Origin of the sequence: Salinicoccus halitifaciens (genome assembly GCF_021026095.1) — a bacterium.
Taxonomy (GTDB): domain Bacteria; phylum Bacillota; class Bacilli; order Staphylococcales; family Salinicoccaceae; genus Lacicoccus; species Lacicoccus halitifaciens.
The window spans coordinates 866,247-879,428 of sequence record NZ_JAJNCU010000001.1; the positions used below are offsets into that span (position 1 = coordinate 866,247).

12 protein-coding genes and 1 riboswitch are annotated in these 13,182 nt (G+C 49.5%); of the genes, 5 read left to right on the plus strand and 7 right to left on the minus strand.

Going from position 1 to position 13,182, the window contains the following annotated elements; all coding sequences use genetic code 11:
• Positions 1–63: 63 nt before the first annotated feature.
• A riboswitch (SAM riboswitch) is annotated at positions 64–167 on the minus strand.
• A gap of 58 nt (positions 168–225) precedes the next feature.
• Positions 226–1,005 (minus strand): Ltp family lipoprotein, encoded by a 780-nt coding sequence (locus LPW40_RS04360; RefSeq protein WP_230820981.1) that lies wholly within the window; start codon positions 1,003–1,005, stop codon positions 226–228.
• 285 nt (positions 1,006–1,290) lie between these two features.
• Between LPW40_RS04360 and pckA the strand changes: the two genes are divergently transcribed.
• The 4 genes from pckA to LPW40_RS04380 all read left to right on the plus strand — a co-directional run bounded on the left by pckA (position 1,291) and on the right by LPW40_RS04380 (position 5,897).
• Positions 1,291–2,868: a phosphoenolpyruvate carboxykinase (ATP) gene (gene pckA / locus LPW40_RS04365; protein WP_230820982.1), complete on the plus strand. Its 1,578-nt coding sequence runs from the start codon at positions 1,291–1,293 to the stop codon at positions 2,866–2,868.
• A 219-nt stretch (positions 2,869–3,087) separates the two neighbouring features.
• On the plus strand, positions 3,088–4,128 hold the full coding sequence (locus LPW40_RS04370) for a quaternary amine ABC transporter ATP-binding protein (RefSeq protein WP_330166171.1): 1,041 nt from the start codon (positions 3,088–3,090) through the stop codon (positions 4,126–4,128).
• Positions 4,118–4,957: an ABC transporter permease gene (locus LPW40_RS04375; RefSeq protein WP_230820984.1), complete on the plus strand. Its 840-nt coding sequence runs from the start codon at positions 4,118–4,120 to the stop codon at positions 4,955–4,957. Before LPW40_RS04370 ends, LPW40_RS04375 begins: the two co-directional genes overlap by 11 nt.
• A 22-nt stretch (positions 4,958–4,979) precedes the next feature.
• Positions 4,980–5,897 carry a glycine betaine ABC transporter substrate-binding protein gene (locus tag LPW40_RS04380; protein ID WP_230820985.1) on the plus strand — a complete coding sequence of 306 codons (918 nt, stop codon included), beginning with the start codon at positions 4,980–4,982 and terminating at the stop codon, positions 5,895–5,897.
• 307 nt (positions 5,898–6,204) lie between these two features.
• Here the strand turns inward: LPW40_RS04380 and LPW40_RS04385 are convergent, their stop codons facing one another.
• Positions 6,205–6,663, minus strand: a complete 459-nt coding sequence (locus LPW40_RS04385; RefSeq protein ID WP_230820986.1) for an NUDIX domain-containing protein — start codon at positions 6,661–6,663, stop codon at positions 6,205–6,207.
• A gap of 83 nt (positions 6,664–6,746) precedes the next feature.
• On the opposite strand from LPW40_RS04385, the gene yidD reads away from it, so the two are divergent.
• The gene (gene yidD / locus LPW40_RS04390) at positions 6,747–6,986 is read left to right on the plus strand and encodes a membrane protein insertion efficiency factor YidD (protein WP_230820987.1); all 240 of its coding nucleotides are present in this window, start codon (positions 6,747–6,749) and stop codon (positions 6,984–6,986) included.
• 2 nt (positions 6,987–6,988) lie between these two features.
• Here yidD and menE read toward each other — a convergent pair whose 3' ends face one another.
• Genes menE through LPW40_RS04415 form a run of 5 tightly spaced genes read right to left on the minus strand, consistent with a single transcriptional unit; the run spans position 6,989 to position 13,059 of the window.
• Positions 6,989–8,389 carry an o-succinylbenzoate--CoA ligase gene (menE, locus tag LPW40_RS04395; RefSeq protein WP_230820988.1) on the minus strand — a complete coding sequence of 467 codons (1,401 nt, stop codon included), beginning with the start codon at positions 8,387–8,389 and terminating at the stop codon, positions 6,989–6,991.
• A gap of 43 nt (positions 8,390–8,432) precedes the next feature.
• Positions 8,433–9,251: a 1,4-dihydroxy-2-naphthoyl-CoA synthase gene (gene menB, locus LPW40_RS04400; protein ID WP_269063200.1), complete on the minus strand. Its 819-nt coding sequence runs from the start codon at positions 9,249–9,251 to the stop codon at positions 8,433–8,435.
• Positions 9,252–9,264: 13 nt separating this feature from the next.
• Positions 9,265–10,050 (minus strand): 2-succinyl-6-hydroxy-2,4-cyclohexadiene-1-carboxylate synthase, encoded by a 786-nt coding sequence (menH, locus tag LPW40_RS04405; RefSeq protein ID WP_230820989.1) that lies wholly within the window; start codon positions 10,048–10,050, stop codon positions 9,265–9,267.
• Positions 10,040–11,701, minus strand: coding sequence for a 2-succinyl-5-enolpyruvyl-6-hydroxy-3-cyclohexene-1-carboxylic-acid synthase (gene menD / locus LPW40_RS04410; RefSeq protein WP_230820990.1), 1,662 nt, complete (start codon positions 11,699–11,701; stop codon positions 10,040–10,042). The genes menH and menD overlap by 11 nt, the downstream gene beginning before the upstream one ends.
• Positions 11,698–13,059, minus strand: coding sequence for an isochorismate synthase (locus LPW40_RS04415; RefSeq protein WP_230820991.1), 1,362 nt, complete (start codon positions 13,057–13,059; stop codon positions 11,698–11,700). Before LPW40_RS04415 ends, menD begins: the two co-directional genes overlap by 4 nt.
• Between the last annotated feature and the right edge of the window lie 123 nt (positions 13,060–13,182).

The window sequence follows — 13,182 nt, forward strand, 5'->3', positions numbered from 1 at the left end:
TTGGCTATCTCTTAAAACAAAATAAAGTCTTTTCTCAAACATAGAGAAAAGACTCCGCTCTTCCCCTTATCGCTCAGAATACTCTGCGTTCTTTAGCACCTTTCTTTAATAAAAAGAGGTTGCTGGGCTTCAACGGGTCTGTTCCCTCCACCTGCTCTGGATAAGAGATAACTCAGGTTATAATATACTAGAATGGCTGCGACAATACAAGAGGTTCCGTTTTTATCAGTCCAGGTTATCCACTGCGTACTGCGCCTCTTCCGCCGTGAACTGCTCCCCGTACTCTGATATCAGCTGGTCATATATTGCGGCATTCGACATGCTCATGACTTCACGGTAAGTCTTCGCAGACTCCAGCGCATTCGCATTCCAGTCCCACTCCATGGTATCCACAGCATACTGTGCTGCGTCAGCCGGGAAATTCTCTCCGTATTCAGAGACAAGCTGATCGTAGATGCCAGCCTTTGACATATGCAGGACTTCGGCATAAGTGTAGGCACTGTCCAGCGCCGCCCGCCATTCCGCCGGTACATCGTCCCCGGATGCCGCATCCTCACTGTCACCGATATCACCGGTGCCGAGGTCCGCCTCAGTCTCGGCTTCATCATCTTCTGCACGCAGGGAAGATATGTCATCTTCAAGTGACGCGATTTCACCATTCAATTCATCATTTTTCGCTTCCAGTGCTTCAACTTCAGATGCCAGGCCCTCATTTTCTTCCTGCAGTTCGGCATTCATGCCTTGAAGTTCTTCATTCTCATTCTTCAGTTCATCAATTTCCTCATCATCCCCTTCACCGCCGGCAGCTTCTTCAGCCTGTTCCCTCAATTCCTGATTTTCCTCTTCCAGGCTTCCAATCGCCTCATTCAACTGCTCGTTTTCAGCTTCGGTCTCGGCGAGTGCCTCAGATAGTTCGTCAGCTGCGGTATCCGATTCTGCTTCGGGGCTGCAGCCGCTTAAAATCATCATTATTCCAAGGCCGGACCCTATAAAGAATTTTTTCATGACTTTTACTCCCCTTCTAAATATTTACATATAAGTATATAACATTTCTTTCGTAAAGTAAGGGTAAAAAACGTTTTATTTCAAATATTACGAATAGTCTATAAATAATATTATATAATAAGTGTAAAATGTACCTTTTATGAAAGGTTGTCTTAACATTTTATTTCACAGATAGTATGATGAAAGGTAAACGCGAATAGTCCCATTTTTAATGTGTTACATCATTTGATAATGTGTTATACTACTTGCGAATAGTCATCAAATTCTACTCCTGGAGGCATACATATGGTCAACCATTCTGAATTAATTTCCAAGCTGGTATCCAAAGATACCACAAAAGTTCAACTTTCCACTCCCCATCTCGTCACCGCTTCACTCAGAAGAGGCGAAGGCGCACTGACGGACACAGGCGCACTCAGGGCAGAAACTGGAAAGTACACCGGGCGCAGTCCCAAAGACCGCTTCATCGTTGAAGATAACGTTTCGGACCATAAGGTCGACTGGGGTGAAGTGAACCAGCCGATCTCCGAAGAAGTATTCGACAACCTCTTCGAAAAAGTGATCGACCACCTGAACAGTCAAGATGAGACGTTCGTATTCAAAGGTTATGCGGGTGCCGATGAAAGCACACGCCTGAACCTGCAGGTCATCAATGAGTTCAGCTGGCACAACCTTTTCGTGCAGAACCTCTTCATCCGACCAGAGACCAAAGAGGAAGCTTTGAACATCGATCCTGAATTCACCATCGTCTCCGCCCCGAATTTCAAGGCCGATCCTGAAACGGACGGTACAAACTCAGAGGCATTCGTCATCGTTTCCCTTAAGAAAGGTATCATCCTGATCGGCGGTACCGAATATGCAGGAGAAATGAAGAAATCCATCTTCTCGATCATGAACTACCTGCTTCCGGAACAGGGTGTCATGAGCATGCACTGCTCTGCAAACGTCGGTGAGAACAAGGATGTCGCCCTCTTCTTCGGCTTGTCCGGAACAGGCAAGACGACATTGTCAGCCGATCCCCACCGTGACCTCATCGGTGATGATGAGCACGGCTGGAACGACGAAGGCGTCTTCAACATCGAAGGCGGCTGTTATGCGAAGACCATCGACCTCTCAGCGGAAAAAGAACCTGAGATTCACGGTGCAATCCGTTTCGGTGCCGTTCTTGAAAACGTCGTGCTCGATGAAGACGGTACACCGGACTATGAAGATAATTCACTGACTGAAAACACACGTGCAGCCTACCCGCTCCACCATATCGACAATGCACGCATCCCTTCAGTGGCCGGCCACCCGCAGACGATCATCTTCCTGACGGCAGATGCGTTCGGCGTACTTCCCCCGATCAGCAAACTCGACCGGGATCAGTCGATGTACCATTTCTTAAGCGGCTTCACTTCCAAGCTCGCAGGTACTGAAAGAGGCGTCACAGAGCCGCAGCCGGTATTCTCTTCCTGCTTCGGTTCCCCGTTCCTTCCATTGGAAGCGACCGTCTATGCGAAGATGCTCGGCCGTCTGATTGAAAAACATGACGTGAACGTCTACCTGGTGAACACCGGATGGACCGGCGGCGGTTACGGTGTCGGACGCCGCATGGACCTCAAACATACACGCACGATGATCCGCCGCGCAATCAGCGGAGAGCTCGAACTCGGCGAATTTGAAAAGGATGAAGTATTCGGCCTGAATGTACCTGTCACGATCACAGGTGTACCCGACGAACTCCTCATGCCTAAAAATACATGGCTGGATGAAGACGGCTACGACGAGCGTGCGAATAAACTGAAAGAACTGTTTAAAGAAAACTTCTCCAAATTCGGTGAAGAATCAAAAGAAATCGCTGAAAAAGGCGGATTCCAATAATACTTTTCAAGAATATGAAACCCATCTGAGTTTTCTCAGATGGGTTTTTACATTACATGTGGAAATCCATCATCTTTGGTTACTTTTACTAAGTCTATTACATATAAATATTATAGAACCATATATTAGGTGGTTTGCTTAATATATTCCGTTATGTTAACGTTGATAATGTCGTATTAAAAATAAAGCACATAAAAGCTTAATTAAGGAATGGGTATTTTGAGTGTGATAGAAATTAAAGATGTCACCAAAGTGTTTGGGACATACACCAAAGAAGTGGAACAATTATTACATAATAATGCATCCAAAGATGAAATACTGGATGCGACCGGCGCCACCGTCGCCGTAAAATCCGCAAACCTGAAGATTGAACAAGGTGAGGTTTTCGTCGTCATGGGCCTTTCAGGCAGCGGCAAGTCTACTTTGATCCGGCTGATCAACCGGCTGATCGAACCGACCGTCGGTGATCTGATGATCAAAGGGAAAAATGTTGCGAAACTGAGCGCCGGGGAACTGAGGAACTTCAGACGGGAAAACCTGAGCATGGTCTTCCAGAACTTCGCCCTCTTCCCTTTCAAGACTATATTGGAGAATGCCGCATTCGGCCTTGAAGTGCGCAGCATCCCTAAAAAAGACCGTCTTGAAAAAGCGCGGCATGCGCTTGAACTGGTCGGCCTCGGCGGTTATGAGAATCAAAAGCCGAATCAGCTGTCGGGCGGCATGCAGCAACGTGTGGGGCTCGCCCGTGCGCTCGCAAGCGACACCGACATTCTGCTGATGGACGAAGCATTCTCAGCCCTCGATCCCCTGATTCGGAAAGAAATGCAGCAGGAATTGCTCCAGCTCCAGCAGAAGATGCAGAAGACCATCGTCTTCATCACCCATGACCTCGATGAAGCATTGAGCATCGGGGACCGGATCGCCCTGATGAAGGACGGGGAGATCGCACAGGTCGGCACACCTGAGGAGATTGTGACCAATCCGGCCAATGACTACGTCAAGGCCTTCGTGAAGGACATCGACCGTTCGAAAGTGCTGAAAGTCAAACACATCATGCGTCCGGCGAATCCGCAGGAAAACACCGATGCCAATCCGGCGATAGATGCAGAGGCGCTCTTATATGAATCATACTATTCATTCAAGAACGGCGTGAGGGAGCTCACTGTAAAAGATAAGGGCGAAGTCGCCGGCATCGTGGAGTTCGAGCATGTATTCGAAGTCTTATCCATAGGAAATGAGGTGGAAGAAGATGTTAGATAATCTCCCCCGCCTCCCCCTTTCTGAATGGACTTCGGACTTTGTCAGATGGGTCACCAGCGCCTTCGACTTCATTTTCGATCCGATCAACAATTATCTCGGCACTTTGATGAATTGGATCATCAATATACTGGAGTTTATACCGCCTTTAATATTCATACTGATCGTGATGGGCCTGTCGGTCATCTTCATGAAGAAGAAGATCCTCTCCCCAATACTTATAGGCATCGGCCTTTTGTTCATACAGAACCAGGGCTTATGGGAGAACTTTATTGATACGACGACGCTCGTCATCATCAGTGGATTGATATCGATTGTGATCGGTGTGCCGCTCGGCATATTGATGTCGAAGAGCGATGTTTTTGAAACGATCATGAAGCCGATACTCGATCTGATGCAGACGATGCCGGCTTTCGTCTATCTGATACCGGCAGTGGCATTTTTCGGGATCGGTATGGTGCCGGGTGTATTTGCATCGGTGATTTTTGCCTCACCACCGACGATCAGATTGACCAACCTCGGCATCAGGCAAATTTCTACAGAATTGATTGAAGCGAGTGACTCATTCGGTACGACACCGATGCAGAAACTGCTCAAAGTGCAGCTGCCCCTGGCAAGACCGTCCATCATGGCAGGCATCAACCAGACGATCATGCTTGCACTTTCGATGGTCGTCATCGCATCCATGATCGGCGCGCCGGGATTGGGTACAGAAGTATTGAGCTCGCTCCAAAGGGCTCAAGTTGGACCAGGATTTGTTGCGGGACTTGGAATCGTCATATTGGCAATCATCATTGACCGATTCACCCAGTCCGGCAGTACAAATAAATAAAATATATACAGGAGGATTTATTATGAAGAAATGGCATCTTTTATTTCTTACAGCCGCTCTGACACTCGTGCTTGCTGCATGTGGTGATGAGGGTGCAGAAACAGACACTGGCGAAGAAGACAGTGCAGACAGCACCGGAGAAGAAGGTTCTGAAGCAACAGGCGACCTTGGTGAGGAAGACCTCACACTTTCATATGTGGAGTGGGATTCGGAGATCGCGTCCACACACGTGATTCAGAAAGTCCTGCAGGATGAAGGTTACAACGTTGAAATCACACCTTTGGACAACGCCGTAATGTGGCAGTCCATCGCAACGGATGAGGCGGATGCGATGGTCAGTGCATGGCTGCCGCTGACACACGGTAACCTGTACGATGAATACGAAGGCGACATTGTCGACCTCGGGCCGAACCTTGAAGGTGCCGCAATCGGCATGGTCGTCCCTGAAGACTTCCCTGTCGATTCAATCGCCGACCTCGGCGATGAAGCGAACCAGACGGTGACGGGCATCGAACCGGGTGCAGGCGTCGTCCAGGCAGCTGAAAGAGCTGTTGACGAAGATTATGAAAACTTGAGTGACTGGGAAGTACAGACTTCCTCATCAGGCGCCATGGCGACTGAACTCAGAAGTGCCGTCGAGAACGGTGAAGAAATCGTCGTGACCGGATGGTCACCGCACTGGAAGTTCCAGGAATTCGACCTCAAATATCTTGAAGATCCGGAAGGTTCCTTCGGGGAAGCTGAGACGATCAACACGATCGTAAGACAGGACCTTGAAGCGGACAGCCCGCATGCATACAGTGTACTCGATAATTTCTATTGGGAAACCGACCACATGGAAGAAGTGATGCTTGAAATCGAGCAGGGCGCTTCTCCACAGGAAGCTGCTGAAACTTGGGTTGAAGACAACGCCGATTTAGTATCAGAGTGGACTGAGTAAAACAAAGACCCCCTGGCATCTTTTTGAGATGTCAGGGGATTTTTGTTTCTACAGTAATTCGATTTGAACGGAGATTTCCATCGCGTTTGATCGGTTTTTGCAGGTAAATCCGATTTGCAGGCCTTTATTTATCCCGTGTGATCGTTTTTCGCAAGCTTATCCGATTTGCAGAGCCTGATTTGCTGCCTGAGATCGGTTTGAATAAGCATATCCGATTTGAGCCACAAAATATGGGCGCCCAGATCGCTTTTCGAACGACTTTCCGATTTGGCGAGGGTATTTATTCCCATTCAAATCGGAAAACTCATTATCCGAAGAACGCATCTCCCCTGCTCTCCTCATATAAATAAAGGATGCACTCATCCTCCAGCAGCACGCTTCTCTCCTCACCCGGGATGTCGTCGACGGCATCAAACATCTCAGGTCCGTGTGTCTCCATATACTCACACCTGAAGGTGAGATCGCGCACTTCAACATGGAAGACAGCCTTGTTGAACGGCTTTTCCGCATGCACCGTGTAGGTGCCGACGAACTTCAAGTCCTCCACGGAGGCGCCGGTCTCTTCGAACAGTTCCCTCTGCACCGCTTCTTCCAGCGTCTCCCCCGCTTCGACTTTTCCGCCGGGGAATTCCACGCCGCGGACTTTATGGCGTGTGAACAAGTACTTATGATTGAACTTCGGTATTGCAAGCACATGTTTCGTATCATCCAGCCGGTCTTCAGTGAACGTCACTCTTCTGCCTTCAAAATCCGTAAATTCCTTCATATCATCAGCATCCTTTATTTGCCTAATCTCGGTATACCCTTTATCATTATTATGTATAAAATAATAAAAAATCTGGTGAAATCATGAAAAAGATCGTCATATATATATTCCGTTTCTATCAAAAAGCCATTTCGCCGATGTTCCCGCCTTCATGCAGGTTCAACCCGACATGCAGCAATTACGGCATAGAAGCGGTTCAGGAGCACGGGGCGCTGAAGGGGAGCTGGATGGCTGTAAAGCGTATATTGAAATGCCATCCGTTCCACCCGGGCGGTTATGATCCTGTACCCCTGAATCCCAAAAACTATCCTGATGGAAAATAAAATCACTGGTCCGGAATCCCGGACTGGTGATTTTTTATATACTTTTTATAATTTTTCTGCCGCGAGACTTTGCCCGTCGATGTCATGATGACTTCATCCACGAAATGGATTTCCCTCGGCATCTTGTATCTTGCGAGCGTCTCAGTGAGATGCTTCAGGATATCTTCTCTGATTCCGGCATCACCCTGGACCAGGAGGACCGGGGTCTCGCCCCACTGCGCGTCACTCGCCTTGATGACGACACAATTTTCCACGCCGTCCACTTCATGTACCCTGTCCTCTATCTCTTTTGGATAGATGTTTTCACCGCCGCTGATGATCAGATCCCTGCGCCGGTCCAGTATATAAAGGTAGCCTTCCTCATCCAGCCGGGCGAGATCACCGGTCCTGAAATAACCGTCTATGATTTCCATCTCCGCATTCAAATATCCCGGGGTGACATTTTCCGCCCTTACCAGCAGTTCACCGCCTGCATCCACTTTCAACTCGACATTGTGGAGCGCCTTTCCGACGGTGCCGTCCAGAATCTTGCCATCAGTATATGGAATTGAGACAATCTGCGAGCATGTCTCTGTCATGCCGAATGAGTTGTATACCGGAAGTCCGTTATCGAGCGCTTCCTTGAGCACCTTTTTCGTGACGCCCGCCCCGCCGAGCAGTATCCCTTCAAGGTGCGTCCCGAAATCGCTGCCGACTTTCAGCAGCCGCTGCAGCATTATGGGGACGAGGCTCGTATGGGTGACCTTTTCCTCTTTCATAAGTCCAAATATCTTTTCCTCATCAAATTTATCCACGAGGATATTCGTGCACTGTGCGATGACGCACCTCAAAACGATCGACAGACCGGATATATGAAAGATCGGGTTCACCTGCAGCCATACACTGTCTGTACCGTAACCGAACCGCTTCTCACAGCCTTCGGCGGAAGCGTAATGATTGGCATACGTCTGCTTGACGGCCTTTGCACGGCCGGTCGTCCCGGATGTGAACATGATGGAGAGTATATCATCCCCGTTGATGGGACGCTCTTCCAGCGGGACAGGCTTCAGATCATACAACGCCTTGAAACGGACCACTTCAAAGCCGTCCATTTCAAGCGGTTTTGTCGTTATGATCATCGTGACCCCGACATCATTCAATTGCTGCTCGATTTCATGGGGCGTGAGCCTTGTATTGATGAGGACCATTTCGATGCGGGCCTGCATCATTGCATGGATGAGCTTCAACGATTCGGATGAGTTGTAGATGAAGACGCCGATCCTGTCCACGCCGAGGGACTTTATCTTCCCGGCAAGCGTGCGGGCCTCCCTGTACAGTTCTGAATATGTGATCGTTTCGGAATTGAACTTGACGGCGGTTTTCTCCGGCGCCGCTTCACTTGCTGTTTTCAGCCAGTTCTCCATATTTGACACCTCAAAAAACCCATCACTCGGATGGGTTTGATTTTTACGGGAATTTCGGGAATTGATCGAAATCCGGTTTCCTTTTCTCTTTGAATGCATCGCGGCCTTCTTTCGCTTCTTCTGTCGTGTAGTATAGAAGCGTCGCATCGCCCGCCATCTGCTGGAGACCGGCGAGGCCGTCCGTGTCGGCGTTCATGGCAGCTTTCAGGAAACGGAGTGCGGTCGGTGAGTGTTCCATCATCTGCTCACACCACTTGATCGTTTCGTCTTCCAGGCTCTCAAGCGGCACCACCGTGTTGACAAGACCCATTTCAAGCGCCTCGTCCGCATTGTACTGGCGGCATAAGTACCAGATTTCACGTGCTTTCTTATGGCCGACGATCCTTGCAAGATACCCTGAACCGTAGCCTGCATCGAATGAACCGACTTTTGGACCGGTCTGTCCGAATCTCGCATTGTCAGCAGCAATCGTCAGGTCACAGACGACATGCAGCACATGACCGCCGCCGATCGCATAACCTGCAACCATTGCCACAACCGGTTTAGGAATGACGCGGATCAGCCTTTGAAGGTCGAGCACGTTCAGTCTCGGAATCTCATCTTCCCCGACGTAACCGCCGTGACCGCGCACTTTCTGGTCTCCGCCTGAACAAAATGCAAGGTCGCCCTCACCCGTCAAAACGATGACGCTGATATCCTGATTGTCGCGTGCACGGGTGAATGCGTCGATCATCTCCTGGACCGTGAGCGGCGTGAATGCATTGCGCACTTCCGGACGGTTGATCGTGATCTTGCCGATGCCGTTGTAATACTCATATTTTATCTCTCTGTATTCTTTTAACGTTTGCCATTCTACTGCCATAATCATTTGCCTCCTAAGTTAAAAACTCTGATATCATTGTATCAAATTTTTCCTGTGATTCTAAATGAATGTTGTGTCCGGCACCTTCCACGACCTCAAATCTTGCATGGGGTATGCTTTCCTGCATTTCTTCGTTGATGGAGACGAACTTAGAGTCCCGCTCCCCGGCGATCAGCAGCACCGGCATCTTGAGTTCTGACAGCCTGTCCCAATACGCCGGCTGGACGCCTGTGCCGTATTTCCTGAGACTGTCCGCCACTTCTTCCGGTATCTGCGATTCGCGCATCTTCCGCTGTTTTTGGAATGTCCCTTTCGGCAGGGACTGCTGCGACTGGAATAAACCCATGCTCTCCCATTCATCGAGGAAAGCCCGGTAATCATCCGTGATCTTCACTGCACGCGCTTCATCAATCTCCTGTCGCGCTTCCCTGTCAGACGCGGTCCTGAGTCCAGGGGATGCACTTTCCAGTATCAATGAACGGACACGCTCCGGATGGTATATCGCGAACGATAAGGCGACTCTGCCGCCCATGGAGTAACCGAAGACATGCACTTTTTGGAGTTCAAGCTCATCCAGCTTATTTTCAAGGGCGCCGGAGAGCACTTCCATATCATAGTCATGTCCCGTGCTCTGCGTGCCCCCGAAACCCGGCAGGTCAACATAGAGTATATTGAACCGCCCGCCGAGGCCGGCACCGACACCTGCAAGACTGCCTGAGTCGGCCATGAAGCCGTGCAGCAGCAGCACGGTTTCGTCACGGCCGTTACCGATGAAGTGATGATGCAATTTAAATTTCAAATTTTTTCACCAGCTGTCCGATTTCTTTTTTGAGTGCCTGATGTGAGTTCAGGTTATCGGTGCGGTCCGTCATGATTTCAATCAGGTTCCTACCGGATTGCGGAATCACCAATTCATCAAGGTCGGCCGTCGATTCGATCTTGGAGTAATTGAAGTCATAAAGTTTTGCGGTATGTTCAAAGTCCAGGCCGAGCGGTGTGCCGAACAGCCGCTCAAAATGGTCTTTATTTTCGTACTGCGGCAAAAAGTTGAATATGCCGCCGCCGTCATTGTTGAACACGACGATGTTGATGTCGATATCATTCAATTTAGCCATGACGAGCCCGTTCATATCATGATAAAGTGCAATGTCCCCGATGACGAGCGTGACGCTGTCACTCGCAGCCATCGCAATCGCAGTTGAAACCACGCCGTCGATCCCGTTCGCACCGCGGTTGGCATAGATTTTGTGCTTGAGCCGCGTGTCATAACGCTCGACATCCCGAATCGGCATGCTGCTCGAGGCGAAGACGATCTCGTCCGGTGAACGCCTGAGGACTTCATGCATGAAACGCCCTTCATCATCGTAGTCCCCGATTTTCTCTTCGATATGATTCTTTATCTCCCGGTCGAGCCGGGTGAACATCTCCTTCACGGGTGACGCTTCACCCGCTCCGATCAGGTCTTTAAGTATCTCACCGGCATCCCCCGTGTAAGCCGCGCCTGGCGGCACCGGGAATGTTTTCAGGCCGTCGTATTCACTGACCAGTATCTGTGGAACTGAAGCATTGCTCAGGAAACGGTTCGTCAGTTTCGATGTGACGGGCTCCCCGACACGCACGATGTAATCGAGTGCGTTTTCGAGCTGCTGCAGCTGTTCTTCTGAAAAAGTTGAAAACATCAGGTCGTGCGTCGTGACGATATGTTCACTGCCGAGGCGTGCATGCTGCCTCGGATCTGCGATCACTGTTACATTTTCCTGGCTGAAGACCGCCTCCAAATCATCAAGTGGGCGTGACGTCTCACCGAGTATGATCATTATGTCACCCGTCAGTTTTTCAACATTGTTATGGATCGTCCGTTCCGCCGTTTCGTTCTTTTCCCTGTGGAATAAATCCGTCCGGCTCAAGTCCGGCATCAGCGGCTCACGGATCGGTATGTTGAAATGGACCGGTCCTGTATTCGTACCTGTAAAGAACTGTGCAGCTTGCATCACTTTCGTCTCTACGAGGCCCGTATAATCCTGCGTCCCCTCGGCAACCGGCAGCTCCGTGTAGTATGATACATAATTGCTGTACATATCCGCCTGGTCGATCGCCTGGGGCGCACCGATGTTTTGAAGTTCTGCAGGCCTGTCCGAAGTCAGGAGCACGAGCGGTGATCGGCTGAGGCCCGCTTCCGCGACCGCCGGCGTATAGTTTGCAGCAGCAGTCCCTGAAGTGCATATCAGCCCCACCGGCTTCCTGTCTTTCTTCCCGAGCCCGAGGCCGAAAAACGCGGCGCTCCGCTCATCCGGATGAATGTAAGTTGTGATCCCCGGATGGATCTCTGCAGCCAGCGCGAGCGGCGTGGACCTTGAGCCCGGTGAGATGACGACTTCTTCCATGCCACGTGCGTAAAGGCAGTCGATCAGAGTGAAGACCTGCGTAGTCAATGCTTCCTGGTGATTCAATTCTCCACCTCCAAAACATTCATCATCGGTGTGAATTTCACGTCCGTTTCCTGGAATTCCTTTTCCGATGACGAACCTTTCACAATGCCGCATCCGGCAAAAAGGGTCGCACTTGTCCTCGACACGAGCATCGAGCGCAGGCTCACGACAAACTCCGAGTCATTATTGTCATGGATGAGCCCGATCGGTGCCGCATACAGCCCCCGTGTGCCGTATTCCTGCTCCTTGATGTAGTCTTTTGCGATTTTTTTCGGCAGCCCGCCGACCGCAGGTGTCGGATGGATCGCCTGCAGTATATCGAATACTTCAATGCCGTCGTTCAGGCTGACTTTGATCGGGGTGTGCAGGTGGTATATATATTTATTTTTCAATATATGGGGCACTTCATCGTACTCGATGATGTAACTGAAAGGCTTTAAGTCTTCAACAATCGACTGCCTCACCAGTTCATGCTCATATCGGTTCTTCTCATCGTGCAGGAGAAAATTCTGCTGGTACGTATTATCATCCTCATCATCCGTCCTCGGCGCAGAACCCGCAATCGCATTCGTCCAGAGCTGGTTGTCTTCTATTTCAAACAGGCGCTCGGGCGATTTAGATACGAAGGCGCTGGTGCCCTTTTCATAGTAGACGGTGTAGGTTTCTTTCTCATCCTTCAAACGGTCCAGTATGAACAGCGGATCGATGCCGGATTTGAATGTGATCAGGCGCTGCCTGGCAAGGACGACCTTCATGAAAGTCTCCTCATCCAGCACTTCCACCGCCTCATCAACGAGTTCTTTCCATTCATCCGGGAAGATGTCCTTGATGATGCTGACTTCGGCCTTTTCATAAGCGTCGGGTTCCGTCTGTGATAGCCCACTCAGGACCTCCGACAAATCCGCCAATGCGTCCGTCAGCTTCTGCGAATGCTGCGGGATGGTATAAAAAACTTCCTGACGCACCAGGTCGAACTGATAGACCGGCAGATGGAATTCGACCATCTGGAAATCCGACCATTCATCATTTGTGTCTTTATCATCAAACTTCACCCCGCCGAATAAGCTCAGGCGTGATGATAAATCATCATTGACCGGTACCATCTGTATACTGTTGTAAAGTTCATTTTTCTCGGAAGTTAAGGATGCCGCTTTGAATTTGTCTCTGGAGATACTCTTCCTGTATCCTATACCGATATTGTCAAATCCGCCGTCTTTCGACTGGAACCAGTAGCGCTCGCCCGCATAATCCTTGAAATAAGTGAACAACTGGGCATGTCTGATATCATATTCGTGAATCGGTATATGTAAAGTGATGTATTTTGAATCAGAATCTATAATCACTTCCTCGACTAAATCTTCATATTCTACCAAATTCATTCTTTTACACTTCTTTCTCCATAGATACTCATATTTTATCATTTATTGCCTATACTGTGTATCCAGAGTTATCATTTAAGGCGACAAATATGATAATATTAACTCGTCAACTTAAAGGTAAAG